Below are 24179 nucleotides of genomic sequence, written 5' to 3' on the forward strand. Positions count from 1 at the left end.
CGAACCGGCAGCCCAGTCTGCCGGTTCTCTTTTTTGTCGCGGGGGTGATCGATGGCTTTCTTCGAAGTTGACGGACAGGCGCTTCACTACATTGATCAAGGCACAGGCCCGGCGGTGTTGCTGGCCGGCAGCTACCTGTGGGATCAGGCCATGTGGGCACCGCAGATCGCAGCGCTATCGGCGCACTATCGGGTGATTGCACTGGATCTGTGGGGGCACGGCGAATCCGGTCGCTTGCCTGAAGGCACCGCTTCGCTGGACGACATCGCCCGTCAGGCACTGGCCTTGCTCGATCATCTGGACATCGATCGGGTGACACTGGTCGGGCTGTCGGTCGGCGGCATGTGGGGCGTGCGTCTGGCGTTGTCGGCGCCGCAGCGGCTCAACGGTCTGGTGCTGATGGACACTTACGTAGGCGTCGAGCCGGAGCCGACCCGCCAGTACTATTTCTCGCTGTTCAAACAGATCGAGGAAAGCGGCGGAATCTCCGAACAACTGCTGGATATCGTGGTGCCGATCTTCTTCCGTCCGGGCATCAATCGAGAGTCGGCGCTGTATCAGGATTTCCGCGCCAAACTCGCCGGCTATTGCGCCGAACGCCTGCGCGAGAGCATCGTGCCGATGGGGCGCATCACTTTTGGCCGTGACGATCTGTTGCCGCGTCTGGGCGAGCTGAATGCGGCCACCACGCTGGTGGTCTGTGGCGATCAGGACAAGCCACGCCCGCCGTCGGAAGCACGGGAAATGGCTGAGCTGATTGGCTGTCCGTGTGTGCTGGTGCCGGAGGCAGGGCATATCTCCAATCTGGAGAATCCGGAGTTTGTGACCGACACGCTGCTGAAGTTTCTGGCTGAGCGGAAGTAACGAAAACGCCCACGCATTGCGTGGGCGTTTTTTTATTTCGGGCCGAGAATCTTCGCCAGTTTGTCCGGCGTCGGCGCGCCTTGCTGTTGTTGCAGTTCGCCCTTGTCGTCCATGTAGAAGATCGCCGGAGTGGCCTGCAAGTCCAGGTCTTCCATCAACTGCATGTTCGCCGCGAGTTTGGTCTGCACGGCGACCGGAATGTCCTTCAAGGCCTTGAGGGTGCTGGCCTTGCCGGCCTTCTCGTGATCTTCCAGGGCCTTGCTCGGGTCTTTGGCGGCGAGCAGGGCGGCGGATTTGGCCGGGCTGTCTTCGCGGATGATGCCGACCATGATGTGCCGCAACTGCACCTTGCCGGCCTTGACCCATGGACGGGCCTGTTCCCAGAACATGTTGCAGTACGGGCAGTTCGGGTCGCTGAACAGGTACACCGTGCGCGGCGCATCCTTGTTGCCGTCCTGAATCCAGTTGCTTGCTTCGAACTTGGCCCAGACTTCCTTGGCCATCGGCGCGTAGACCAGTTTTTGCAGCGGCGCGCTGCTCAGGTCGTTACCGTCGGCGTCGTACAGATTGCCCAGCAGCACATGCTTGCCGTCCGGCGTCAGGTACAGCGCCATGCCGCGGTTCTGGTATTGCGCGGCGTAACCGCGCAAGCCGTCCGGCGCGTCGAACTGGCCGACGATTTTCGCGCCCTTGGCTTCGATCTTCTTGATCGCTTCAGGCAATTCTTCGGCGGCCTGGACCGACGGCAAGTGCAGCAGGGCTGCGCTCATGGTCAGCGTCAGCAGGTGGCGGAGGCGGGGCATGGCAGTTTCCTTGAAGAAGAGGTGGCCGGGTTCGGACTGGAAGCCGGGGTATCGAAGTTTTCCAGGGCGCGGGCCAGGCTGGCGTTCGACAACTCGCCCAGATGGCTGCCCAGCAGGCGACCGTCCGGGCTATAGAACAGCGTAGTCGGCAGGGCCATGGAGCCCACGGCCTGGCCGAGACGTCCGCTGCGGTCGAACAGCACGTTGTTCAGGCTCAGGCCCTGGGTTTCGAGAAAAGTCGCAACGCTTTGCATGCTTTCGGCCTGGTTGACGAACAGGAACGTCAGGTCCGGGCGTTGTTGCTGGGCGTTTTCCAGCACCGGCATTTCCCGTCGGCACGGCGGGCACCAGGTGGCCCACAGATTGATCACCAGCGGCCCGCCCTGATAGTCGGTGAGTTTCACGGTTTCCCCGGCGGCGTTGCGCAGGGTGATGTCCGGCAGGCGTGTGCCTTGCTCGTAGATGTTCAGCGACAGGGTCGCCAGCACCCAGAACGCCACGCCGCTGACCACGCCGAAGCCCAGCGGTCGACGCAATCCCGGCCGGCGCCAGCCGCGATACAGCGCCGCCAGCAACAGCACGATCACCCCCGGCCAGGCGAGAAAACCGCCGTCGCGCAGGTCGATGATCTGCCACAGGTCGTTGCGATAGTGGCCCCAGTACACAGCGACAAACGCCATGCGCGCCGCCAGCATGCCGAGCAGAAACAGGCTGAACAGCGCCGACTCGGGGTTGTCACCGCCGCGCTTGGCCACCCGCCAGCCGACGAAGGTCGCCAGCGCCAGCGCGCTGATCAGCAGCAGGTGGTTGAGTGCGATGGCAAAGGTGCCGAGGGTGAAGGTCAGCATTAACGGGCGTCTCGGGTGGTGGTCCAGCGTTGCAGGAAAGTATCGGCATCGACCTCGCCGGTGATGCGCTGGCTGCGGCGCTCTTCGCCGTCGGCGCCGATCCACACGAAACTCGGTGGCCCCGGCACTTTATAACGGCCGAGCAGTTCGCGGCTGGCGGCATTGTCGGCGGTGACGTCGAGTCGGAGCAAGCGCACATCGCTCAGGGCCTGCATCACCCGCGCCTGGCCGAACACCTGTTTCTCCATGACTTTGCACGACGTGCACCAGTCGGCGTAGTAATCGAGCAGCACCCACTGGCCCTGCGCTTTGGCGGTGTCGAGCTCGCGTTGCAGGGCAGCGGGATCCTTGATCGTCGTGAAGGCTTCGTGGCCGCTGGGCGCCGCAGATCCGACACGGCCGGCGCTGTACACCTGCAACGGCTGATACGGATCGTCACTGCCACCCGCCGCACCGACCACCAGCAGACTGCCCCACAGACCCAGCAACAGCGAACCGGCACCGAACAACTGCGCCACGCGACCGAAGCCTTCTGACTGTTTCCAGGCACTGTAAGCGGCGATCAACAGCAGCGCGCCGCACAGACCCAGCCACAGCGACGGATCCAGCACCGGACGCAGCATCAGCAGCGCGGTGGCGAGGAACAGGAAACCGAACACGCCCTTGAGCAGGTTCATCCACGCGCCGGGTTTGGGCAGGAAGCGATTGCCGACGGTTACCAGCAACAATAGCGGTACGCCGATGCCGATCCCGAGGGCAAACAGAATCAGACCGCCGTGCAGCGCGTTGCCACTTTGCGCGATGTAAAGCAGGGCGCCCGCCAGCGGTGCGGTCATGCACGGGCCGACCAGCAGACCGGACAACGCGCCCAGTACGCCCGCGCCGACCAGACTGCCACCGCGCTGACTGCGCGAGGCATGTTCCAGTCGATCCCGCAGGGCCACCGGCAATTGCAGCTCGAAGAAGCCGAACATCGGCAGCGCCAGAACCACAAATACGGCCGCAAAAGTCCCGAGCAACCAAGGGTTCTGCAACCACGCCTGCAGGTTGGCCCCCAGCAGCGCGGCGATGACGCCCATCGCCGCATACACCAGCGCCATGCAAACCACATAACTGCCGGCCAGCGCGAAACCGCGACGTGGCGTGGCGCCGCTGCCGACCACCATGCCGGCCAGAATCGGCAACATCGGCAACGAACACGGCGCGAACGCCAGCAGCAGACCGAGGCCGAAGAACACCAGCAGACTCCAGCCCAGCGAGTGCTGTTGCAGACCGCTGGCCAGTGCCTGATCCGGCGCTTCATCTGTCGTTGCTGCGGCTTTGCCGCCGAGGTCGATCACTCTGGTTTGTGGCGGATAGCAAAGGCCGGCGTCGGCGCAGCCCTGATAGCTGACCTTTATCTGGCCCGTGACGGCTGCGGGAATCTTCAGTTCCAGACCCTGACGATAAACCGGCTGTTCGCCGAAATACTCGTCGCTGTGGGATTCGCCCTCCGGCAGGGCCGGGACGTTTTGTGTCGCCAGCCCATCGAACTTCAGACGCTTCTGATACAGGTAATAACCGTCGGCGATTTGCCAGAACAGCTGGGTCTCACCGGAATCCAGACGTTCCGAGGTCAGCACGAATGCCTTGTCGACCGGCAGGAACTCCGGTTTTGACGCAAAGGGATCATTCCCTGCCTGAGCCAGACTCGAAATCAACAGTGCAAACAATAAAAAAAAATGACGCATGGAGGAGCCTTGTCCCTGTGCAATTGAGGGGCACAATGGGCGGCGGCGATTAACCGGTGATTAACCGGGTATATCCATGCGTCAAACCTGCGAGACGCTGCAGTATTGCAAACGAATGATGGAGTCAGAGACCCCGTGTCAGCCCGGCGAATGTACCGCTCACGTTGTGCACACCACCCTCGACTCGGCCTTTCTGCATGTTGTAAACCACGAACTGGTCATTGGTCAGGAAGATATACCAGAGGTTGTCGCTAAAGGTCGGATCAATCTGAGCCGCGGTAACAAGGCGATCTTTATAAAGTTCAAGTCCGGGCAGTACTGCTGTTGGATGGTGATTTACTTTTCGCGTTACAGTATCCAGCGTCAAGTGGGTCCCGTCATTCAACAAGAAGCGAAACAGATTTTTGTACCCGATGGCTTCCAGCCAAGTACCGGCAACGATTCTGTCGAAGTAGGGCAGGATCGGCGTCCACAGGGAGTTGGAAAGATTGTAAAAGGCATCAGCCTTTCCGGTGTCCTGGTTATAGGCGCAAACCATCGGGCGATCACCATTGTAAAAGAATAACCAGACAATATCCTTGTCGCCCGCCTGGGTCTGGGTGAAGCCGAACCGCAGATGCTTGGCATAGGCATCGAACCCTTCCCAGTGCCCCTTGATCGGTTTTGGATATTCGCCGGGTACTTCTTCGTCGCCATTGTTGTAGCAGGAAAAGGTTTCAGTATCTTTGAAGAAAAAGTAAATCCGGTCAGGGCCGGAGCGCCAGTCGATAGCAACAAAGTTGTTGAGTTTGGACATTTGATAGTTCCTTGGAATAGATAATTGGTTGTTCGGTGTTGTAGTGAGTGTGGTGTTTGTATGTTCTGCAGTTGAAGGTTAACGTGATAAATAACTTTTGCGCACTGATTATGTGATTGCCATTTGTGTCGCTTTGAACTTGATAAGTTATTGTCTGTTGGTTTTTAGTTGTCATCGCGATAATCGCTATTGAGAAAACCATTGCCCGCAGTCGTATACATCGGGATCATGCTTTTCCTTGGCGCGGGCAGTGTCCATAATTGCCGCTTAATCCTCTCCTGCTTGAATCGCGTTTTTTCTCATGGAGCTCCCATGCACGTACTGGTTTGCGAAGACGATGAGTTGATCGCCAGCGGGATCGTCGCCGGGCTGACGGCGCAAGGCCTGACGGTCGAGCACGTCAACACCGCCTCCAAGGCGCGGGCGATTCTCAAGGTTGCCGAGTTCGACGTGATGGTGCTCGATCTCGGCCTGCCGGACGAAGATGGCCTCAAACTGCTGCAACAACTGCGTCAGCAAGGGCTGGAAATTCCGGTGCTGATCCTCACCGCGCGGGATTCGGTCACCGACCGTGTCGACGGTTTGCAGTCCGGTGCCGACGACTATCTGCTTAAGCCTTTCGATCTGCGCGAATTGTTCGCGCGTCTGCAAACCCTGCTGCGCCGGGTAGCCGGGCGCAGTGTCAACCTGATCGAACACGGTGCGCTGACCTACGACCCGAGCAGTCGTGAAACCACGCTGGCGGGCCGTCCGGTGGACCTGTCCCGTCGTGAACAATCCCTGCTGCAAGCCTTGCTGCACAACCGTGGCCGGGTGCTGTCCACCGAGCAGTTGAAGGACAGCGTCTACGGTTTCAACGATGAACTGGAGAGCAATGCGCTCAACGTGCACATCCATCACCTGCGCAGCAAACTGGGCAAGGGCATCGTCGAAACCGTGCGCGGTCTGGGTTATCGCCTGGGCCCGGCCGATGGCGGAGAAACTGACAAGTGATGAGTCTGCGCCTGCGTCTGAGCCTGACTCTCGGCGCTGCGTTCGCGCTGATCTGGGCCCTGGCGGCCGCCTGGATGCTCAGCGACCTGCGCAACCAGATGATGTTTTCCCTCGACCAGCGCCTGGTGGCGTCGGCGCGGATGGTCGCCGGATTGCTGGAACAATTGCCGGCCATCCCGAGCAAAGGCGAAGGCACTCACTTCAGCGCCGAGCAACTGAACATTCCCGGCGGCATGGCCTGTCAGGTCAGCTCGTTGCGCGGGGAAATTCTTGCCCGCAGCCACAACAATCCGGAACAGGCGCTGGAAGCGCAGAAAATGGGTTTCCACGATCAGATGATCGATGGCGCGCCTTGGCGCAGCTTCACCCTGGCTCGGGGCGATGTGCGAATTACCACTGCCGACCGGGTCATCGAGCGCGAAGCCCTGAACATGTCGATCCTGCTGGCGGCCTCGGTGCCGGTGGGCGTGGCGCTGCTCGGCTGCCTGTGCCTGTTGTGGCTGGGGATCGGTCAGGGCCTGGCGCCGCTCAATCGCTTGCGTGAAGCCTTGATGCGTCGCAACGCGGATTCGCTCGAACCTTTGCAGTTGCAGTCATTCCCCAGCGAATTGAAACCGCTGCTCGAAACCCAGAACCAGTTGTTCCAGCGCATCGGCAAGACCATCGAACGCGAACGTCGCCTGACCGGCGATGCCGCCCATGAACTGCGCAGCCCGCTGACGGCGATCAAGACCCACCTGCAAGTGGCGCGCATGACCGAAGGCAGTGCCCGCGATCAGTCCCTGGCCCGGGCCGAGGAGGGCGCCGATCGCTTGCACCGGACTCTTGAGCAGTTGCTGTTGCTGGCGCGGGTCGAGGGCAGTCTGTCGTTCGACGACGGTGTGCAATGCAGTGCCGAGCAGGTGGCGAAACTGGCGATTCAGGACTCGGCCAGCGACCAGCGCCAGCGCATCAAGCTGCACCTGCCTGAGCGATTGTCCGATGCGCCCCTGCAAATGCCGGCGGTGCTGTCGATCGCGGCTCTGCGTAATCTGTTGGACAACGCCCTGCGCCACACGCCGACTGACGGCGCGGTGGAGTTGAGCCTGGAAACCATCGCCAATCGTGTGCGTTTCGTGGTGCGCGATCACGGGCCGGGCATTGCCCCGGACGATCTGCAACATCTGACCCAGCGCTTCTGGCGCAACGGCCAGAGCACCGGCTGCGGATTGGGGCTGGCGATTGTCCAGGCCATCGTTCAACGCTGCGCCTGCACCCTGCATTTCGACAGCCGCCCGGATGGTTTGCGGGTCGAGCTGACCATGCCGCTGCAACCGGTCTGAAAGGTTGCCAGGCACATCAAATGTAACCTCTCTCCATTAGTCATCCGCCGGCCGCGACGTTATTGTCGCCCCTGCCTTTGACTCAATGGATTGAGGGAAACAGCGCCATGGAAGCACCCATCCACATCTGTCCCGCCACATCCGCCGACGCCGGCATCATCAGCCGGATTCTCGAGCGCTCGATCCGTGTCGGTTGCGCGCTCGATCATCGCAACGATCCCCAACTGGTCGACCGCTGGGTTCGCCGACAATCGGCGGAACACATCAGCGGCTGGCTCGCCGATCCGCATCTCTATCTGAATATCGCGCTTCTTCACGATAAGCCGGTCGGGGTCGGCATGGCCGCCGCCAATGGCGAGATCACGTTTTGTCACGTGCAGCCGGAGTGGTTTCGTCGGGGCGCGGGCCGCGCGCTGGTGGGCGATCTCGAGGGTTGGCTGAGGATTCGCGGCCGGCCTTGCGTCACGCTCGCCAGCACGCGAACCGGCGAGGCGTTCTACCGGCGCCTGGGGTATCGCGAAGCGGCGTCTGCCTTCACGCATCACGGCGTTTTGAGCCTGCCGATGCACAAGCCGCTGGCATTGTCGGCCTGACATTCGATCAAGGGTGTAAATCCTCGACACGCTGGTGCGTTTCCAGAACAGGAAAACCTGCATGTGCGCCCCGCGACCGGAACGCGCACCTGCCCGGTGTGCAGTTTTGGTCACTATCCATAGCGTATTGAGGGGTCGAGAGATGTCAGTCGCCACCAGTCTTATTGAAGAGTCGTCGGCCCGGATCGCCTCCGCGCCGGCTGAAACGCTGTATCAGTTCAATGAATCACCGTTGCTGGCCCGGCAGAGCCAGCAGGAATCCAATGCCCGCAGCTACCCGCGCCGAATTCCGCTGGCACTGAAGCGCGCCAAGGGCCTGTACGTCGAAGACGTCGAAGGCCGTACCTTCATCGATTGCCTGGCCGGTGCCGGCACTCTGGCGCTGGGGCATAACCACCCGGTGGTGATCGAGGCGATCCAGCAGGTGCTGGCCGATGAGCTGCCGCTGCACACCCTGGACCTGACCACGCCGGTGAAAGACCAATTCGTTCAGGACCTGTTCGGCCTGCTGCCTCCAGCATTGGCCAAGGAAGCGAAAATCCAGTTCTGCGGCCCGACCGGCACCGACGCCGTGGAAGCTGCGCTGAAACTGGTGCGCACCGCCACCGGGCGCAGCACCGTACTGTCGTTTTCCGGCGGTTATCACGGCATGAGCCAGGGCGCCTTGAGTCTGATGGGCAGCCTCGGTCCGAAGAAACCGTTGGGCGCATTGCTCAGCACCGGCGTGCAATTCATGCCGTTCCCGTACGACTACCGCTGCCCGTTCGGCCTCGGTGGCGCGGCGGGTGTGAAGGCCAACCTGAGTTACCTGGAAAACCTGCTCAATGATCCCGAGGCCGGCGTGCAATTGCCGGCCGCAGTCATCGTTGAAGCGGTGCAGGGCGAGGGCGGTGTGATCCCGGCTGACATCGAGTGGCTGCGCGGTCTGCGCCGCATCACCGAGAAGGCCGGCGTCGCATTGATCATCGACGAAATCCAGAGCGGTTTCGCCCGTACCGGCAAGATGTTTGCCTTCGAGCACGCCGGCATCACCCCGGACGTGGTGGTGCTGTCCAAAGCCATCGGCGGCAGCCTGCCGCTGGCCGTGGTGGTTTATCGCGACTGGCTCGACACCTGGCAGCCGGGCGCCCACGCCGGTACGTTCCGTGGCAATCAGATGGCGATGGCCGCCGGCTCTGCCGTGATGCGTTACCTGGTCGAGCACAAGGTCTGCGAACACGCCGCCGCCATGGGCGAACGCCTGAGCGAGCATCTGCACATCCTGCAGCGTGACTTCCCGCAGCTGGGCGACATTCGCGGTCGTGGCCTGATGCTCGGTGTCGAACTGGTCGATCCGAACGGCACGCCGGACGCACTGGGCCATCCACCGGCGTTTGCGCGTCTGGCGCCGCTGGTTCAGCGCGAATGCCTCAAGCGCGGGCTGATTCTGGAGCTGGGCGGTCGGCATGGTGCGGTGGTGCGATTCCTGCCGCCGCTGGTGATCACCGCCGCCGAAATCGATCGCGTCGCCGAGATCTTTGGCCGTGCGTTGAGCGCCGCGACCGCCGGCCTGTAAATTTTTCGCCGCGTCGAACGTTCTTTCTACATACCCGGCTGCACCCGTCGTGCAGCCCACCCTTACAGCGATGGAGACACAGCATGACGTCAGTATTCGACCGCGAGGACATCCTCTTTCAAGTCGTGGTCAACCACGAAGAGCAGTACTCGATCTGGCCGGACTACAAGGCCGTGCCGGAAGGTTGGCGCACCGTCGGCAAGAGTGGCCTGAAAAAGGAATGCCTGGCCTACATCGAAGAAGTCTGGACCGACATGCGCCCGCTGAGCCTGCGTCAGAAGATGGAAGCGCAAGCGGCTGCACAGTAAGTCTTCAGGCAAAAAGAAACCCGCTGGGCTGGAAACAGTCAGCGGGTTTTTTCATGTCTGGAAGATCGGCCTTGATGATCGTTCCCACGCTCTGCGTGGGAATGCCTCATTGGACGCTCCGCGTCCGCTTCGCAAGGGACGCGGAGCGTCCCGGGCTGCATTCCCACGCGGAGCGTGGGAACGATCAACGGGGGGCAACTGGCCTTAGGCGCCGCTCAGGCCCTTGAGCAGCACATCCACATTGCCTTCCAGCTCTGCCACCGGATCCGCTGCATCGGTGCTCAGCACCAGCAGATGACTGCCCGATTCGGCAATCGCCGCTTTCACCGCGTCCGACGGCTGCCGATGGTGCAGCACCACTGCCACGTCATTGTCTTTCAGGGTGGCGGTGAGTTTTTTCAGATCCTCCGGCGTCCATTCGGCATCCGCGCGGGCATCCTGTCCGATCAATTCCAGATTGAGGCTGCCGATCAGGTAACCGAAGTGATCGCTCAGGCTCATCACGCTCAGGTTGTCGGCACTGGCCAGACGCGCCTCGCTGTCGGCACTGAGTTTCAGCAGGCGCTGTTTCAGTGCCGCCAGATTGGCCTCGATCTTCGGTTTGTCCTTCGGTGCCAGGCGCACCAAGTCTGCCGCCATCACGTCGGCCATGCGACCCATGTTGTTGCTCGCCAGCCACGGCTGGCTGTTCAAACCGTCGACCTTGAGCCCCGGTTGTACGGCAATGCCGGGCAGGGCGCCGTCCACAGGGCGGGCGGCGTCGACTTCGACGATGCGGATGTTGCTGCGGCGGGCGATCGGATACAGCGGATCATCGGCCCACAGCGAGCGCACGCCGATCACGGCATCGGCGCCAGTGGCCAGTTTGCTCAGCGCCGGGGCGCCGCGACCGGTGAAATAGGCGGTCTGGCGGCTGCCCGGCAGATTCGCTGGCGCCGCACGTTCGAGGCTGATGTCGGTGCCCTTGAGCAGGACTTCACCCAGACCATAAGTGATGGGCAACGAGGCCAGCACACGCAACGGTTTCTCGGCAGCCAGCAGAGGGCTGGAAACCGCGCCACTGAAGGCGATGGCCAGAGTCAGTTTTCGTAATGAAAAAGCCATTTATCCAAGGTTCCCTTTCAGACTGGGGACGACGCCCCGGGCAATCGCGGCGAGGGCGAAGGCGATACCGGCGACCAGGATGATCGCGGCGCCGGACGGAATCGGCAGGTCGAACACGATCGGCGCGAGAATCCCGCACAGCGTGCTGATCGTGGCAATCAGCACCGAACACCAGAAAAAGCCTTTGAGCGACTGGCTGAGCAGACGTGCTGCCGCCGCCGGAATCACCAGCAGCGCACCGACCAGAATCGCACCGATGACTTTCACTGCGGCGACGGTGATAAGCGTCACCAGAATCACGAACAGGTAATCCAGGGTCTTCACCGCGACGCCGCGCACCGCCGCCAGTTGCGGATTGAAGCTGGCGAGCATGATCCGGTTGTACAGCGGCAGGGCCAGCGCCATCACCAGCGAGCCGACAATCGCCAGCACCAGCAGGTCGTTGCCGTTGACGGTCAGCACCGAGCCGAACAGCACGTTTTCCAGAATGTGCACGTTGATCTTGCCCGCCAGAATCAGCAGCAGGCTGGCGCCCAAAGCGAGGGACACCGACAGGAACACGCCAATCAATGTGTCGGGTGCCAGACCGGTGCGGTTGCGCAGGTAGTTGAGCAAAATGCCGAACAGCAGGCAGTAACCGAACAGGCTGCCGTACGGCCCGGTGTAGGGCTCGCCGAGCAGAATGCCGATGGCCACGCCGGTCAACGCCGCGTGACCGACTGCTTCGGAGAAAAACGCGAAGCGCTTGACCACCACCAGCGTGCCGAGGCCACCGAGCACCGGGCCGATCAGCAGACCGGCAAGCAAGGCGTTGACCACAAACCCATAGGCCAGGGCTTCCGGCAGGTAACCGGAAGAGGCCCAGCCTTGAACCATCAAACGAAAGGCTTCGTAACTCATCAGGCAGCGCTCCGTGGATGGGTCGAGAACAGGGTCAGCAGGCGTTCCGGGGTCAGGGCCTGTTGTGGCGTGGCGTCGAACAGCACGCGGCGGTTGAGGCCGGTGACGCGATTGGCCAGACGCCCGACCGCTTCCAGATCGTGCTCGATCCACAGCACCGTGATGGCTGCCGCACGCCAGTCGCCGAGCAATCGCTCGAAGACCTGAATCCCGGCTTCGTCGAGGGCCGACATCGGTTCGTCCAGCACCAGCAATTGCGGGGCCGGAATCAGGCCTTGAGCGAGCAGAACCCGCTGGCGTTCACCACCGGATAGTGCGCCCATCCGGCGCTTGCGCTTGTCCTGCATGCCGACTCGCTCCAGCGCATCACCGATAGCGCCGGCGTAGCGTTTGCTAAAGCCGAGGAAGGCCGGGCGACGCTGACACATGGCGGCCATAAAATCATCGACGGTCATCGGCAGACCCCGATCGAATTCCAGCGCCTGCGGCACGTAACCGATGGTGCCGGGTTCGCCGGGCCATTGCAGACTGAGCCGGCCCTGATGCGGCATCTGCCCGAGCAGGGTCTTGATCAGCGAACTCTTGCCGCCGCCGTTGGGGCCGACCAGCGCATGCACGCTGCCGGGCTGCACCTGGAAGGTGACCTTGTCCAGAATCGTCGTGCGGCCGAGGGTCAGGCTGACGTCGGCGAAATCCAGGGTCGGACCGCTATGTCTGATTGAAAGGTTTTCCTGAGCCGTCATGCGCCGGACTCCTGAATCGCCCGCACCACGGTGTTGAGGTTGCCGGTCATTTCCTTTTCGTACTTGTCGGCGGTGTATTCGCCATAGGAAATGTGCGACAGCGGGTACAGCTTCACACCGGATTCACGCTGGATGGTTTCGACGTAGGTGGACGGGAAATCCATCTCGGAGAAGATCACTTTCACGTCCAGCTCGCGCAGTTGGTCGATGGTTTTCTTCAACTGGCTCGGACTCGGCTCGATGCCGTGGGCCGGCTCGACCACGGCGGTGACTTCAAGGCCGAACTCGCGCAGCAGGTAGTCGTAAGCGGCGTGCACCGTGGCTACGCGCAGTTCAGCGTTCGGCGCCTGGGTCAGCTTGGCCAGGGCGTCGGCGCGCATCTGCCGCAGGCGTTTGCCGTAGGCGCGGGCGTTCTGGGTGTAGGTCTTGGCATTGTCCGGGTCGAGCTTGCCCAATTCCCGGGCGATGTTGTTGACCTGGGCAATCGAGGCACTGATCGACAGGAACGTGTGCGGGTTCACCACTTTGCCGGCGCCGCGCGCAGCAACCCCGGTGGCGGCCAGCAACGGCACGTTTTCGTTGGCTTCGATGGTCTTGATGTTCGGCGTTTCGCTGGCGGCGATCATGCGGTCGGCGAAGTCGTCATGGCCGACGCCGTTGAGCACGATCACGTCCAGCCCGCTGATGCGCTTGATGTCTTCGGCGCGCGGCTCGTAGGCGTGCGGGTTGAAGCCGGCGGGAATCAGCGGCACGACCTCGGCCTTGTCGCCGACGATGTTCGCCACATAGCTGTAATACGGATGCAGGGTGATGCCGATACGCAGGCGCTTGGCCTGATCGGCGCTGGCCAGCGGGCTCAGCAGGCAGGCGCACAGACCGATCAGCAGCAGGCGCAGGAAAGGACGGCGTTGAGATGAACTAGGCATGGGCAAGCGGTCTTCTCTCGAATGAAGGCGAGGGGTCAATGACGATGTTCGCGGGTCACCCCGGCATCGAATTGCGCGACGATCTGTTTCCAGCCGGCGGCGGACAGCGCTGCGTCGGACAGGTCTGCCGGCGCTCGCAGGTCGGTGGCGCGGTTGAGCCAGATGTCCGGCGCGGCGTCATCGGCTGCGTTCAGGCGCATCAGAAACGAACCGGCCACAGCCGGTGCCTGGCTGTGGCCGAAGTAGGCGCGGTCGGCCAGCAACTGCCAGGCATGACCACCACGACTGACCGAGCTGGCGTCCTGGGCAAACGGGGCGAAACCTTCGTCCGCCAGGTTCTGCGGGGTCGGCAGTGTTTGCTGTTCTTCGCGCAACAGGTGGATCTCGTCGAGGGTCACTCGCAGATCCGCATAGATGCCTTGCTCGCTGGCGCCTAGGTCGCGGCGGGCGTCCAGTTGATGGCTGGAAACCGGCTCCGGTTCGTGGGAGACGCCGCGCCATGCGACTACCGATCCCGCGACCGCGAGGATCAACAGACACATCAGCAGCACATTGAGGGTTTCGTGCCCGGCACCGGCCGGGCGTACAACCTGGGTAGTCGGCGTGGTCATGGGGCTTCGATATCCGCTTGGTCGATTTCGACCACGTGGCCGGGACCTGCGTCGAACAGCACGTAGAACTCGGCGCCGGGTTTCTTGAAGGTCAGGGTCGAATCGGCGCCGAGCTTGCCCGGCACCAGAATGGTTTCGTCGTAGCCGATCACATCGAGGGTCACCCCCGGTGCGCCGCTGCCGTCGGAGAAACCGCCGGTGCACTTGATCTGCTCGGCGTCGATGGCCTTGCATTCGCACATCGGGTTGTGGGCCAGGGCGCCTGTGCTGAAACCGGCAGACAGCGCCAGCAATGCGGCGCCCAGGTGCAGGCGAAAGGGGCGTTGGACATGACTCATGGTTTGGCTCCTTGTTTGTTCAGCCAGGCGAGGGTGGCAGGCGAGGCCTGGCTCAGCGGAATCGAGGCCTGGTGCATGCTGCCGTCCCAGCCTTCCATGGTGATCCACAGTTCGGCGTCGGCAGCGGTCTTTTCCGGCACCGGCAACTGGGTGCCCATGCGGTACGGCGTGCCGAAGAAAATCACCCCGGCCGCGCGCAGGCTGCGAGGTTTGCCGATGCGCAGGTAGGTGGCCTTGACGTGGTCGACACAGGCGTCGCAGAGGGCGGCGCTGAAATCTTTCATGTAGCCGGCCGGGCCGGTCAGGATCGGTGCCTGATTACGCAGTTCGGCCAGTCGCAGGCTCCAGGGACCGACCTGGATTTCACCGATCTCCCGTTCACCCAGTCCGCTGTCACCGCGAAACAGAGAAGCATCGGCGAAGTATTTGGGCATGAAGCCGAGCGGGATCAGCAGCAACAGGACATTGAGGTGGAAACGCCATTTGTGCCAGAACCGGTTCAGGCGCGACGGTGGTGTTATTCCAATGTGGCTCATGGACGCACCTGCGAAGGTTCATGTCGGGACGTCGATCGCGGCGCGACCATGCGGTTTCTCTTGTCTTCGCGCTTGAGTGCGTTGAGCGTGGCCAGGGCGGTGCGCTTGGTCCAGATCAGCAGGCCGCTGAGAACCATCATGCTCAGCAGCAGACCGAAGAAGAACCAGATCAGCTTGATCCAGATTCCGCCGAAATCGCCGGTGTGCAGCGGACGCATCGATTCGGTGACGAACTCCAGGGCGGAGCGGTCGGACAGCAGGCGCGAGGCGGCAATGTCACCGTTGTAAGGATTGAGCGTGGCGGTCTGGAACATCAGTGGATACCAGCCACGACCACCGACACTCATGTGGCTGTAAGCGTTGCCGGGCAGGCTGACGAAACTGGCTTCCAGCCCCGGGATCTTTTGTTGAGCGATCTCGATGGCCGAGTCGAGACTGATCCGCGGTGGCGGTGTGCCGTCGGCGGAGATCGGCACACTTTCCCTGGACATCGCCGGGATGATCGGTTCGCTGGAAATGGAAATCTGGAAGTCGAACAGCAAGGCGCGGATCAGGAACCACACGCCGGTAATGGAAATCACCGCGATGAACCAGATCGACCAGATGCCGCTGAGGCGGTGAAAGTCGCCCCAGAAAATCCGCGCACCGTGGCGAATGCGCAGGGTCGGGCGGAAAAAGCCTTTCCAGAAGCGCTTGTACACCACCAGCCCGGTCACCAGCGAAGCGAGCATCGGCAGGCCGAGGAACGACACCAGATACCAGCCCCAACTGAAGCCGTTGGTGAACGGCACCAGCCACCAGCCATGCAGTGCGCGGGTGAAGGCCTTGAAGTTGAAGGTTGGCGCAGGGCCCTGGATGACCCCGGTGTACGGATTGACGTAGACCGTCAACGAGCGACCGTCGGGGTAGCTGACCTCGACGTCGAGGGCAAAGTGCGATTCGTCCGGACGGCTGATGCTTTGCACCACCGTCTGCGGTTCGGCCTTTTTGATTGCGGCCAGGACCTGATTGTAGCTGAGCAACGGTGCTTCGTCCGATGGGGCACTGGCGCGCATTTGCGGGTTGGCCAGCCAGACGATTTCCTGGCTGACCACGGCCAGGGTGCCGGTGACGCAGACGATCAGCACGAAAAACCAGATCGGCAACGCCAGCCAGCTGTGTACCAGGAACCACAGTTTCGAGCGGGATTTCTTCGACATGATGACGGGTCTTGATTCAGTGAGAGGGAGCGGTACTACGGGCTTCGCAGCACGGGAGTCCCCTGAAAGGCCGGTCGTGGCTTTTGCCTACGCGACCAGCCCGCATTTCTATAAGACGGATGACCGAAGCAAATCCCGATAAACGATATGAAAGTAAATGTTTCGCGATTGCAGGTGGCTGTCGCGTGGGCGGATTTTTGCGGGGGAGGCGAAGCAGTCCGGCAGCGCATGCCGCCGGATTGAAGGAGGGGAATCAGCGGAGAAAGTCGAGTGCTTCGGTCAGCAACAATTCGGGCACTTCTTCGGCGAGGTAATGCCCGGCAGGCAAAGCCTTGCCCCGTACATCAGTGGCAACTTGTTGCCATTCCCCCAGCGGATCGAGGCAGCGACCGACGGTGCCCTCGGCGCCCCACAGCACGAGTAACGGCAGGTTCAGATGGCGGCCGACAGCAAGGTCGGCGCGGTCATGTTCCAGGTCGATGCCGGCACTGGCGCGGTAGTCCTCGCAGATCCCCCGAGCGCTGCCGGGACGTTCCAGGCAACGCCGATATTCGCTGAATGCCTCGTCGGTAAAGGGTGCAAGCCCGGCGCTGCGGCTGCCCATGACACTGCGCAGATAACCTTCGGGATCGGCTTCGATCAAAGTTTCCGGCAACGGCGCCGGGCGGATCAGGAAGAACCAGTGCCAGTAGGCCCGGGCAAAGGCTTCGTTGGTCTGGCTGTACATTGCCAGGGTCGGCGCGATGTCGAGCAGGACCATGCGCTGCACGACGGCGGGATGATCGAGGGCCAGGCGATGGGCAACCCGCGCACCACGGTCATGGGCAAGGATCGAGAACTGCTCGAAGCCCAACGCCTTCATCAATTCCACGCCGTCGCGAGCCATCTCGCGTTTGGAATAGTTGAGGTGAGCCTCATCGGCCGGCGGGCGACTGCTGTCGCCATAACCGCGCAGGTCGGCGGCGATCACCGTGAAGTGCTCCGCCAGTTGTTCGGCGATCTTGTGCCAGATGACGTGGGTCTGCGGGTGCCCGTGCAACAGCAGCAGGCCCGGGCCGCTGCCTTTGAGGCGGTAGCTGATGTCCACACCGTTGACGTGGCGCTGGTCTTTGACGAATCCGGCAAACATCGGGTGATCCTTTATTCAGGCGAGTGGCCTGCATCCTGAAATCGCCGGGCGTTCATGACAAGACGTGAAGCGTGGTTCGACGGTTCATGAATCGTGTTCGCCCATCCCCGCGCGCTGCGCGGGAATGGACAACCTGGCTTTGCTAACCCTGCTGGAACATCTCCTTCGCCCGCTGCTCGATTTGCGCCTGGGTCAGGTCTCCCTTGCGCGTGGCCAGGAACCACAGATGCCCGTACGGATCTTTCAATGTCCCGCTGCGGTCGCCGTAGAACTGATCCTTGACCTCGGACACCGAGGTGGCGCCGGCCTCCAGCGCACGCTGAAAGGATTTGTCGACATCGGTCACGTACAGATGCAGACCGACCGACACCGCTGTGTCCGGATTGCTCAACGGACCTTGATCGCATGGCGAGCCGAGCATGATCGCGCTGTCGCCGATGCGCAGTTCGGCGTGGCCGATGCCGCCGTCGGGCATGCTCAGGCGCATGACTTCGGTGGCACCGAACGCCTTTTTATAGAAGTCGATGGCTTCGGCAGCTTTGTGAATGCCGAGGTACGGGGTAATGCTGTGATACCCCTCGGGAATGGGTTTGACGCTCATGGCGGTACTCCCTGTTATTTGTTGCCTGGTTTTTATTAGAGGTTGAAGGTGTGCCTTCGCCGGGGTTGCCGGTCGCTCAACTATAGATCCGTGCCGCCGTCGTGACCGAGTAGCCGACGAGCAGGCCTCGCACTGTTCAGCCATCGACAGCGAAGCAACAGAATGCGCAAGTTTTCATCGCCAAACGCTCTGAGGTTCCGCTGCAGCCCCCGTAAAACAAGGCCTTTTCGTCAGGCACAGAAGCTGCAATGACCCGGTACAACACCGATACCGAGAGTCATCCATGTCTGAATCTGCCGTTTATCCGATCAACCCGCCGGCCGCCCACCGGATCGCCGACGACGCCGAAGCCTTGCGCGTGGCTGCACAGGTCGCCACCGTCTTGCAGGAACACGCCGCCGAGCGTGACCGCAACCGCGAAGTGCCCGCCGAGATCGTCGATCTGTATTCCAACAGTGGCCTGTGGGGCATCACCGTGCCGAAGGAATACGGCGGCGCGCAGGTGTCCTGTGCGGTGCTGGCGCAGGTGATCGCGATCATTTCCGCCGCCGATCCGTCTCTCGGGCAGATCCCGCAAAACCATTACTGCCTGCTCGAAGACATCCGCCTGCAAGGCACGCCGGCGCAGCAGGCGCATTTCTTTGAGCTGGCGCTGCAAGGTCATCGTTTCGCCAACGCGTTGTCGGAAACCGGCGGCAAGAATGTGCAGGATATTCAGGCGACCCTCCGTCGTTATGGCGACGGCTTCGTGATCAACGGCCGCAAGGGCTACTGCACCGGTTCGCTCTACGCTCACTGGCTGGCGGTGCTGGCGCTGGATGAAGAACAGAAGGGCCAGTTGGCCTTCGTCGAGCGCGGCACGAAAGGGCTGGTGATCGTCGATGACTGGGACAGCATCGGCCAGCGCACTACCTCCAGCGGCACGGTGCTGGCGGAAAATCTGCAAGTGGCGCCATTCAATCTGTTTCCGACGTACCGTTCTTACGAGAACCCGACCCTGGCCGGACCGTTCGCCCAGTTGACCACCGCTGCCATCGACGCCGGCATTGCCCGTGCGGCGCTGCGCGATACGGTCGAATTTGTCCGCCAGTTCGCCCGGCCATGGATCGATGCGGGTGTGGACAAGGCCAGCGAAGATCCGCTGACCATCATTCAGATCGGCGCACTGGAAATCCGTCTGGAAGCCGCCGAGGCGTTGCTGGAACGCGCCGGTTGGGCGCTCGACGCCGCACGTCCGGCACCCGATGAAGACAACGTCGCACTGGCGTCACTCGCGGTAGCCAAGGCCAAAGTGCTGACCACCGAAATCGCCATCGAGGCCAGCAACAAGTTGTTCGAACTCGGTGGCACCCGTTCGACCTTGAAGAAGCACAACTTCGACCGCCACTGGCGCAACGCCCGGGTTCACACGCTGCATGATCCGGTGCGCTGGAAGTACCACGTGGTCGGCAACTGGCTGCTCAACGGCGTCAAACCGCCGCGCCACGACTGGTCCTGATCATGGCCGAGTGGTTCAAACACATTTACTGGGCCGACATCGCCCAGGCCTGTCTCGACACCCTGAGCATGCTCGGCGCGGCGCTGCTGTTCACGGTGTTGTTGGGCTTGCCGCTGGGGCTGCTGTTGTTTCTCACCGGCAAGCGCCAGTTGCATGAAATGGTCGGCCTGTACCGGGTGCTGTCGGTGATCGTGAACATGCTGCGTTCGCTGCCTTTCATCATTTTGCTGATCGTGCTGATTCCACTCACCACGCTGCTGGTGGGTACGTCGCTGGGCGTGCCCGGGACCATTCCGCCGCTGGTGGTCGGCTGCACGCCGTTCTTTGCGCGGCTGGTGGAAACCGCGTTGCGCGAAGTCGATCGCGGCGTGGTCGAGGCGACCCAGGCGATGGGCGCCAACACCTGGCAAATCATTCGCCACACCTTGCTGCCGGAAGCCCGCGGCGGGTTGCTGGCGGCGGTGACGGTCACCGCCATCGTGCTGGTGGATTACACGGCGATGGCCGGCGTGATCGGTGGCGGCGGGCTCGGCGATCTGGCGATCCGCTACGGATATCAGCGCTTTCAGACTGACGTGATGGTAGTCACCGTGGTGTTGCTGCTGATTCTGGTGCAGGCCCTGCAAATGACCGGCGACCGCCTGGTGGCGCACTACAGCCGACGCTGAAAAAACAAGTTCACCCATAAAGGCCCCACGTTCACCCCACGACGGCCACTCAAATCTGCCTTGGAGCACAGCATGAAAAAGACCCTGGCCGTACTGGCTGCCGTTCTGTCGTTTGGCGCCCATGCCAACGAAAAACTGATCGTCGGTGCCACCCCGGTGCCGCACGCGGAAATCCTCGAATTCGTCAAACCGACCCTGGCCAAGGAAGGCGTGGATCTGGACATCAAGGTCTTCACCGACTTCATCCAGCCCAACCAGCAACTGGCGCTGAAAAACCTTGACGCCAACTACTACCAGTACCGGCCGTTTCTCGATGATTTCAACAAGACTCGCCACACCGATCTGGTGCCGGTGGTCGGCGTGCACATCGAACCGTTCGGTGCTTACTCGACCAAGATCAAGAACATCTCGGAGCTGAAGGACGGCGCCAGCGTGTCGATCCCCAATGACCCGGTAAACACCGGTCGCGCCTTGGTGCTGCTGCACGAGGCGGGGCTGATCAGGCTCAAGGATCCGAGCAACACCCTGGCCACCCAGCGCGACATCGTCGAAAACCCCAAGCACCTGAAAATCCGTGAGCTGGAAGGCGCGTTGCTGGCTCGTTCAGTGAGTCAGGTGGACCTGGCGTTCGTGTTCGCCAACTACGCGCTGGAAGCAGGGATCGACACCAACAGCGCGCTGATCGTCGAGAAAGGCAAGAGCCTGTACATCGAGTTTCTGGTCGCGCGTCCCGACAACATCAACGACCCGGGCCTTCAGAAACTGGCCAAGGCGTTGAATTCCGATGAAGTGCGTCAGTTCATTCTGACCCGCTACAAAGGGCAGATTGCGCCGGGCTTCTGATGGATCGAATTGAGGGTTCCCACGGCATGGGAACCCTCACTTGGGTACGTCGAGAAAGTGCGCCCCCGGCCCTTGCTCGCCCAGCACATCGCCCTGATTGCGCAGTGGGCAGGCTTCCATCGACAGGCATCCGCAACCGATGCAACCGGTCAGCCGGTCCCGCAACAGCATCAACTGATTGATCCGCTCGTCCAGCTCCCGCCGCCACTGCTCCGACAACACTTTCCAGTCCGCCGCCGTCGGTGCGCGGTTGTCCGGTAGCTGTTTTAACGCCTCGCCGATTTCCGCCAGCGGAATGCCCAGGCGTTGCGCCACTTTGATCAACGCGACCCGCCGCAGCACTTCCCGTGGATAACGCCGCTGGTTGCCGGCGTTGCGCTGACTTTTGATCAAGCCTTTCGATTCATAGAAATGTAGGGCGGTGACCGCCACGCCGCTGCGGGCCGCGACTTCGCCGACGGTCAGTTGTTTGTGCACATTTTCCGCAGTGATCATTTGCAAAATGCCCCTTGACCTCTAGTTAACTCGAGGTTTTACCCTGCAGGCCTTCGAATCGCAAGATTCGTCTGACAGAGTGGGGATGTCATGCAAGCACCAGCGAAAAACCGCAGCTTTACCCAATTGATCGAATTTGAAATCGAACCCGGCCAGCAACCGGCGCTGGTCTCGGCGCTGGCGGTGCAGACCGAACGTCTGGCCCAGCGTTACGCCGGCTTCGTCAGTGCCAGCGTCCAGGCCAGCGACGATGGCCGGCGAGTGTTGAGCTTTCTGCAATGGCAGTCCCGCGAGGCGGGAGAGGCGGCGTTCCAGAGTTTCGAAACCGGTGAGCAGGATTTCTGGCAACTGATCCGCACGCATCAGGCGCGAACCGTGACCTTCGGTTCATTCCAGGTGCTGAGCAGCATCGCCCGCAGTCACGACGATGGTTTGCACTGCCAACTGGTCGGCTAGATCGACAGCTGGATCAAGCGCTCGCCTTGCAGGTTTTCCGTGGGCCGCCGCTTGTTCACCGCCAGTTCGCCGATCTTGATCAGCCGCGTGCGGGTGACGTTGCGGCTAAGTCCGAGCAGGGACGCGGTGTGCACCTGGTTGTAATGGCAGAAGCGATAAGCTGCGCGCAGCAACGCGTCTTCGACCTTCTCATGCAGGGCGCCGGCCTGTTGTTCGAAGAGTTTCTGGAAGGCGCGTTCCAGCAGCGCTTCCGGTGAGTCGTCGGCAGTCGTGTGCTGATCGTCGGGACGATCAATGCGCAGGTTCGACAGGCGCAGATCATCGCGTTCGATCACGCCGTTACGGCAGATCAACAGCGTGTGATGGATGACGTTTTCCAGTTCGCGGATGTTGCCCGGCCAACTGTAGCCGCGCAGTTTGTGTTCGGCGCCGGGGCTGATGGTGATGCGTCCGTAGCCCAGGCGCTGACTGTAGGCCTCGATGAAATGCCGGGTCAGCGGCAGGATGTCGCCGGGCCGCTCGCGCAACGGGCTCAGTTCCAGATTGACCACGTTCAGCCGGTAATACAGATCCTCGCGGAAATGCCCGGCGTTGATGGCTTTCTCCAGTTGCACGTTGGTTGCCGCCAGCACCCGCACATCGATGGGGATGCTCTTGCGCGAACCCAGGCGCACCACTTCACGCTCCTGCAAGACCCGCAGCAACTTGACCTGAATGGCCATCGGCAGATCGCCGATTTCATCGAGGAACAAAGTGCCGCCATCCGCCTCTTCGAACCAACCGGCCTTGGCGCTGAGGGCACCGGTGAAGGCGCCTTTTTCGTGGCCGAACAGTTCGGCTTCCACCAGCGATTCGGAAAACGCCCCGCAGTTCACCGCAATGAACGGTCGGTTGCGCCGGTTGCTCAGGTTGTGGATGTGCCGCGCCACCAACTCTTTGCCGGTGCCGGTTTCGCCGATGATCAGCACACTGGCTTCGCTCGGCGCGACCTGTTGCAGATGCGCAAGCAGGGCCTGGGATTTCGGGTCTTCGAACACCTGGGCGGTGGCGCGAATCGAAGTGGCCAGGGCGGGTGAGGGCGGCAGGGTCAGCAGTTGCATGGGTCTCGCTCCACGAAAGGAAATCAGGAATAGAACGTCGGCACCGGCAGGGACTGGTTCAGTGCCCAGTCGCCCAGCTCGTGGAGTTTGTAATCCAGCGGGTCGTGCAGGGTTTGCGTGCGCAGGTTGCGCCAGTGTCGGTCGAGGCGCAGCGAGGCGTGGGTCGAACGGGCGCCGGTGACTTCGAACAATCGGCTGCAAATCTCCAGGCCCTGGCGGCTGGCGGCGACCTTCGCTGTGGCAATCGCCGTGGCCAGATGGCCGCGTTCTTCGGCGCTCAGGTTCGGGCCTTTGGCCCAGGCCTCGTCGAGCAACGCAGCGGCGCGTTCCACCAGCAATCGGATGCCTTCGAGGGCGACCCAAAACTCGCCGTAATGGGCCAGCACATAAGGATCCTCACGTACCTCGCGCACCGAGGATTTGTGCCAGACACGGGTTTCGCTGAGGGTGTATTGCCGCGCTTCTTCAAAAGCCCCTTCGGCAATGCCGAGAAACATGTGGGTGAACGTCAGTTGCGCGATCAACGGGCGCAGACAGGCGAACGGTGTACTCAGCGGCCCCGGATCCAGCAGCAGTTCCGATTCTTCGACCCGCACCCGTTCGAACGTGGCGCTGCCGCTGTCGGTCTGGCGCTGGCCGATGTTGTTCCAGTCGTTGTGCAGGGTGATGCCGCTGCGGCCGCTGGGGATTGCCGCGATCAGCAGTTTGCCGCCGTTGCTTTCATCCACCGCCGAGGCGATCAGCATCTGCGAATCGCTGGCGCCGGAGCAGAAGCTCTTCTTGCCGGAAAACTCGCGCCAGCCACCGAGGTCCTTGACCACGGTGCGGGTGTCCAGCGGATTGAGCGCGTTGCCCCAGAACCAGTTCTGCCGCGCGGTCTGTTCGAACCACGGTTGCCATTGTTCCGGGCGGGAAAACAACCGGACGGTGGCGAGCATCAAATGATGAAAACCGAAGACGTGGGCGATCGAGCTGTCGACCTTGGCGAACTCGCGCACCACTTCCAGCGTTTCGCTCCAGCGCGCGCCGAGGCCGCCGTAACGGGTGGGAATGCTCAGGGCCAGCAGACCGCTGTCGCGCAGGGCATCACGTTCGGCTTTCGGGGTGCCGCCACGCTCGTCGCGCTCGACGGCGGTCAGGGCAAATTCGGCGGCCAGTTGGCGGGCGGTCTGCAATGGGGAGAGCAGGGTGCTTTGCGGTTTGGCAGTCACTCGGTCTTC

27 protein-coding genes are annotated in these 24179 nt (G+C 62.1%); 10 read left to right on the plus strand and 17 right to left on the minus strand.

The genetic code is table 11. The features are described 5' to 3' along the window. The first annotated feature begins 51 nt into the window (after positions 1-51). Entirely contained in the window at positions 52-864 is an 813-nt protein-coding gene (locus C1X29_RS24095) for an alpha/beta fold hydrolase (RefSeq protein WP_102718524.1), read from the plus strand. Between the two features lie 32 nt (positions 865-896). Here C1X29_RS24095 and dsbG read toward each other — a convergent pair whose 3' ends face one another. The 4 genes from dsbG to C1X29_RS24115 form a co-directional block, all read right to left on the minus strand. Further along, entirely contained in the window at positions 897-1667 is a 771-nt protein-coding gene (gene dsbG, locus C1X29_RS24100; protein ID WP_007955786.1) for a thiol:disulfide interchange protein DsbG, read from the minus strand. Then, positions 1643-2515 carry a TlpA disulfide reductase family protein gene (locus C1X29_RS24105; protein ID WP_102718525.1) on the minus strand — a complete coding sequence of 291 codons (873 nt, stop codon included), beginning with the start codon at positions 2513-2515 and terminating at the stop codon, positions 1643-1645. Before C1X29_RS24105 ends, dsbG begins: the two co-directional genes overlap by 25 nt. Continuing rightward, positions 2515-4245 (minus strand): protein-disulfide reductase DsbD, encoded by a 1731-nt coding sequence (dsbD, locus tag C1X29_RS24110; RefSeq protein WP_102718526.1) that lies wholly within the window; start codon positions 4243-4245, stop codon positions 2515-2517. Before dsbD ends, C1X29_RS24105 begins: the two co-directional genes overlap by 1 nt. A 124-nt stretch (positions 4246-4369) precedes the next feature. Continuing rightward, on the minus strand, positions 4370-5041 hold the full coding sequence (locus C1X29_RS24115) for a hypothetical protein (RefSeq protein WP_085744932.1): 672 nt from the start codon (positions 5039-5041) through the stop codon (positions 4370-4372). A 312-nt stretch (positions 5042-5353) separates the two neighbouring features. Here C1X29_RS24115 and C1X29_RS24120 point away from each other — a divergent pair, with 312 nt between their 5' ends. The 5 genes from C1X29_RS24120 (at position 5354) to C1X29_RS24140 (ending at position 9812) form a co-directional block, all read left to right on the plus strand. Further along, a complete protein-coding gene (locus C1X29_RS24120; protein WP_064378569.1) occupies positions 5354-6034 on the plus strand; it encodes a response regulator in 681 nt (226 codons plus the stop codon). Then, positions 6034-7356, plus strand: a complete 1323-nt coding sequence (locus C1X29_RS24125; RefSeq protein WP_085744931.1) for an ATP-binding protein — start codon at positions 6034-6036, stop codon at positions 7354-7356. Before C1X29_RS24120 ends, C1X29_RS24125 begins: the two co-directional genes overlap by 1 nt. Positions 7357-7463: 107 nt before the next feature. Further along, positions 7464-7949, plus strand: a complete 486-nt coding sequence (locus C1X29_RS24130; protein WP_102686434.1) for a GNAT family N-acetyltransferase — start codon at positions 7464-7466, stop codon at positions 7947-7949. A gap of 142 nt (positions 7950-8091) precedes the next feature. Beyond that, a complete protein-coding gene (locus C1X29_RS24135; protein WP_085744929.1) occupies positions 8092-9504 on the plus strand; it encodes an aspartate aminotransferase family protein in 1413 nt (470 codons plus the stop codon). Positions 9505-9587: 83 nt separating this feature from the next. After that, entirely contained in the window at positions 9588-9812 is a 225-nt protein-coding gene (locus tag C1X29_RS24140; RefSeq protein WP_007917715.1) for an MbtH family protein, read from the plus strand. Positions 9813-10016: 204 nt separating this feature from the next. Here C1X29_RS24140 and C1X29_RS24145 read toward each other — a convergent pair whose 3' ends face one another. From C1X29_RS24145 to C1X29_RS24190, 10 genes are all read right to left on the minus strand, one after another. Further along, entirely contained in the window at positions 10017-10916 is a 900-nt protein-coding gene (locus C1X29_RS24145) for a metal ABC transporter solute-binding protein, Zn/Mn family (protein ID WP_085744928.1), read from the minus strand. Continuing rightward, complete coding sequence (locus C1X29_RS24150) at positions 10917-11816, minus strand: metal ABC transporter permease (protein ID WP_033059198.1); 900 nt, start codon at positions 11814-11816, stop codon at positions 10917-10919. It abuts the gene before it with no gap. Then, the gene (locus tag C1X29_RS24155) at positions 11816-12559 is read right to left on the minus strand and encodes a metal ABC transporter ATP-binding protein (protein WP_102718527.1); all 744 of its coding nucleotides are present in this window, start codon (positions 12557-12559) and stop codon (positions 11816-11818) included. Before C1X29_RS24155 ends, C1X29_RS24150 begins: the two co-directional genes overlap by 1 nt. Continuing rightward, positions 12556-13485: a metal ABC transporter substrate-binding protein gene (locus tag C1X29_RS24160; protein ID WP_064598220.1), complete on the minus strand. Its 930-nt coding sequence runs from the start codon at positions 13483-13485 to the stop codon at positions 12556-12558. Before C1X29_RS24160 ends, C1X29_RS24155 begins: the two co-directional genes overlap by 4 nt. A 35-nt stretch (positions 13486-13520) precedes the next feature. Then, positions 13521-14096 carry a DUF6162 family protein gene (locus C1X29_RS24165; protein WP_102718528.1) on the minus strand — a complete coding sequence of 192 codons (576 nt, stop codon included), beginning with the start codon at positions 14094-14096 and terminating at the stop codon, positions 13521-13523. Then, positions 14093-14434, minus strand: a complete 342-nt coding sequence (locus tag C1X29_RS24170; RefSeq protein WP_102718529.1) for a hypothetical protein — start codon at positions 14432-14434, stop codon at positions 14093-14095. The genes C1X29_RS24165 and C1X29_RS24170 overlap by 4 nt, the downstream gene beginning before the upstream one ends. After that, positions 14431-14970: a thiamine pyrophosphate-binding protein gene (locus C1X29_RS24175; RefSeq protein WP_085744923.1), complete on the minus strand. Its 540-nt coding sequence runs from the start codon at positions 14968-14970 to the stop codon at positions 14431-14433. The genes C1X29_RS24170 and C1X29_RS24175 overlap by 4 nt, the downstream gene beginning before the upstream one ends. Further along, positions 14967-16169 carry a PepSY domain-containing protein gene (locus tag C1X29_RS24180; RefSeq protein WP_102718530.1) on the minus strand — a complete coding sequence of 401 codons (1203 nt, stop codon included), beginning with the start codon at positions 16167-16169 and terminating at the stop codon, positions 14967-14969. The genes C1X29_RS24175 and C1X29_RS24180 overlap by 4 nt, the downstream gene beginning before the upstream one ends. A gap of 253 nt (positions 16170-16422) precedes the next feature. After that, positions 16423-17298 carry an alpha/beta fold hydrolase gene (locus tag C1X29_RS24185; protein ID WP_102718531.1) on the minus strand — a complete coding sequence of 292 codons (876 nt, stop codon included), beginning with the start codon at positions 17296-17298 and terminating at the stop codon, positions 16423-16425. 142 nt (positions 17299-17440) lie between these two features. Then, positions 17441-17899 (minus strand): VOC family protein, encoded by a 459-nt coding sequence (locus C1X29_RS24190; protein ID WP_102718532.1) that lies wholly within the window; start codon positions 17897-17899, stop codon positions 17441-17443. Positions 17900-18182: 283 nt separating this feature from the next. On the opposite strand from C1X29_RS24190, the gene C1X29_RS24195 reads away from it, so the two are divergent. The 3 genes from C1X29_RS24195 (at position 18183) to C1X29_RS24205 (ending at position 20908) form a co-directional block, all read left to right on the plus strand. After that, complete coding sequence (locus C1X29_RS24195) at positions 18183-19397, plus strand: SfnB family sulfur acquisition oxidoreductase (RefSeq protein WP_102718533.1); 1215 nt, start codon at positions 18183-18185, stop codon at positions 19395-19397. A gap of 2 nt (positions 19398-19399) precedes the next feature. Beyond that, positions 19400-20065 carry a methionine ABC transporter permease gene (locus tag C1X29_RS24200; protein WP_085744918.1) on the plus strand — a complete coding sequence of 222 codons (666 nt, stop codon included), beginning with the start codon at positions 19400-19402 and terminating at the stop codon, positions 20063-20065. 72 nt (positions 20066-20137) lie between these two features. Further along, positions 20138-20908, plus strand: coding sequence for a MetQ/NlpA family ABC transporter substrate-binding protein (locus C1X29_RS24205; RefSeq protein ID WP_085744917.1), 771 nt, complete (start codon positions 20138-20140; stop codon positions 20906-20908). 36 nt (positions 20909-20944) lie between these two features. Here C1X29_RS24205 and soxR read toward each other — a convergent pair whose 3' ends face one another. Beyond that, the gene (gene soxR / locus C1X29_RS24210; protein ID WP_007955822.1) at positions 20945-21403 is read right to left on the minus strand and encodes a redox-sensitive transcriptional activator SoxR; all 459 of its coding nucleotides are present in this window, start codon (positions 21401-21403) and stop codon (positions 20945-20947) included. A 90-nt stretch (positions 21404-21493) separates the two neighbouring features. Between soxR and C1X29_RS24215 the strand changes: the two genes are divergently transcribed. Beyond that, positions 21494-21859 carry an antibiotic biosynthesis monooxygenase gene (locus C1X29_RS24215; protein ID WP_007955823.1) on the plus strand — a complete coding sequence of 122 codons (366 nt, stop codon included), beginning with the start codon at positions 21494-21496 and terminating at the stop codon, positions 21857-21859. Here C1X29_RS24215 and C1X29_RS24220 read toward each other — a convergent pair. Both C1X29_RS24220 and C1X29_RS24225 read right to left on the minus strand, forming a co-directional pair. Beyond that, complete coding sequence (locus C1X29_RS24220; protein ID WP_085744914.1) at positions 21856-22959, minus strand: sigma-54-dependent Fis family transcriptional regulator; 1104 nt, start codon at positions 22957-22959, stop codon at positions 21856-21858. The genes C1X29_RS24215 and C1X29_RS24220 overlap by 4 nt on opposite strands. Before the next feature lie 23 nt (positions 22960-22982). Beyond that, positions 22983-24170, minus strand: a complete 1188-nt coding sequence (locus C1X29_RS24225; RefSeq protein ID WP_007955826.1) for an acyl-CoA dehydrogenase family protein — start codon at positions 24168-24170, stop codon at positions 22983-22985. Between the last annotated feature and the right edge of the window lie 9 nt (positions 24171-24179).

This window comes from Pseudomonas sp. GW456-12-10-14-LB2, assembly GCF_002884345.1.
GTDB lineage: Bacteria > Pseudomonadota > Gammaproteobacteria > Pseudomonadales > Pseudomonadaceae > Aquipseudomonas > Aquipseudomonas paraglycinae.

Excerpts from the sequence above, each read along its gene's own strand:
- dsbG (WP_007955786.1), bottom strand. The coding sequence starts at position 1,667 with ATGCCCCGCCTCCGCCACCTGCTGACGCTGACCATGAGCGCAGCCCTG.
- C1X29_RS24205 (WP_085744917.1), top strand. The coding sequence starts at position 20,138 with ATGAAAAAGACCCTGGCCGTACTGGCTGCCGTTCTGTCGTTTGGCGCC.
- C1X29_RS24115 (WP_085744932.1), bottom strand. The coding sequence starts at position 5,041 with ATGTCCAAACTCAACAACTTTGTTGCTATCGACTGGCGCTCCGGCCCT.
- C1X29_RS24175 (WP_085744923.1), bottom strand. The coding sequence starts at position 14,970 with ATGAGCCACATTGGAATAACACCACCGTCGCGCCTGAACCGGTTCTGG.
- C1X29_RS24180 (WP_102718530.1), bottom strand. The coding sequence starts at position 16,169 with ATGTCGAAGAAATCCCGCTCGAAACTGTGGTTCCTGGTACACAGCTGG.
- C1X29_RS24200 (WP_085744918.1), top strand. The coding sequence starts at position 19,400 with ATGGCCGAGTGGTTCAAACACATTTACTGGGCCGACATCGCCCAGGCC.
- C1X29_RS24170 (WP_102718529.1), bottom strand. The coding sequence starts at position 14,434 with ATGAGTCATGTCCAACGCCCCTTTCGCCTGCACCTGGGCGCCGCATTG.
- C1X29_RS24215 (WP_007955823.1), top strand. The coding sequence starts at position 21,494 with ATGCAAGCACCAGCGAAAAACCGCAGCTTTACCCAATTGATCGAATTT.
- dsbD (WP_102718526.1), bottom strand. The coding sequence starts at position 4,245 with ATGCGTCATTTTTTTTTATTGTTTGCACTGTTGATTTCGAGTCTGGCT.
- C1X29_RS24155 (WP_102718527.1), bottom strand. The coding sequence starts at position 12,559 with ATGACGGCTCAGGAAAACCTTTCAATCAGACATAGCGGTCCGACCCTG.
- C1X29_RS24160 (WP_064598220.1), bottom strand. The coding sequence starts at position 13,485 with ATGCCTAGTTCATCTCAACGCCGTCCTTTCCTGCGCCTGCTGCTGATC.
- C1X29_RS24120 (WP_064378569.1), top strand. The coding sequence starts at position 5,354 with ATGCACGTACTGGTTTGCGAAGACGATGAGTTGATCGCCAGCGGGATC.
- C1X29_RS24185 (WP_102718531.1), bottom strand. The coding sequence starts at position 17,298 with ATGTTTGCCGGATTCGTCAAAGACCAGCGCCACGTCAACGGTGTGGAC.
- C1X29_RS24165 (WP_102718528.1), bottom strand. The coding sequence starts at position 14,096 with ATGACCACGCCGACTACCCAGGTTGTACGCCCGGCCGGTGCCGGGCAC.
- C1X29_RS24150 (WP_033059198.1), bottom strand. The coding sequence starts at position 11,816 with ATGAGTTACGAAGCCTTTCGTTTGATGGTTCAAGGCTGGGCCTCTTCC.
- C1X29_RS24140 (WP_007917715.1), top strand. The coding sequence starts at position 9,588 with ATGACGTCAGTATTCGACCGCGAGGACATCCTCTTTCAAGTCGTGGTC.
- C1X29_RS24095 (WP_102718524.1), top strand. The coding sequence starts at position 52 with ATGGCTTTCTTCGAAGTTGACGGACAGGCGCTTCACTACATTGATCAA.
- soxR (WP_007955822.1), bottom strand. The coding sequence starts at position 21,403 with ATGATCACTGCGGAAAATGTGCACAAACAACTGACCGTCGGCGAAGTC.
- C1X29_RS24190 (WP_102718532.1), bottom strand. The coding sequence starts at position 17,899 with ATGAGCGTCAAACCCATTCCCGAGGGGTATCACAGCATTACCCCGTAC.
- C1X29_RS24220 (WP_085744914.1), bottom strand. The coding sequence starts at position 22,959 with ATGCAACTGCTGACCCTGCCGCCCTCACCCGCCCTGGCCACTTCGATT.
- C1X29_RS24135 (WP_085744929.1), top strand. The coding sequence starts at position 8,092 with ATGTCAGTCGCCACCAGTCTTATTGAAGAGTCGTCGGCCCGGATCGCC.
- C1X29_RS24105 (WP_102718525.1), bottom strand. The coding sequence starts at position 2,515 with ATGCTGACCTTCACCCTCGGCACCTTTGCCATCGCACTCAACCACCTG.
- C1X29_RS24130 (WP_102686434.1), top strand. The coding sequence starts at position 7,464 with ATGGAAGCACCCATCCACATCTGTCCCGCCACATCCGCCGACGCCGGC.
- C1X29_RS24145 (WP_085744928.1), bottom strand. The coding sequence starts at position 10,916 with ATGGCTTTTTCATTACGAAAACTGACTCTGGCCATCGCCTTCAGTGGC.
- C1X29_RS24195 (WP_102718533.1), top strand. The coding sequence starts at position 18,183 with ATGTCTGAATCTGCCGTTTATCCGATCAACCCGCCGGCCGCCCACCGG.
- C1X29_RS24125 (WP_085744931.1), top strand. The coding sequence starts at position 6,034 with ATGAGTCTGCGCCTGCGTCTGAGCCTGACTCTCGGCGCTGCGTTCGCG.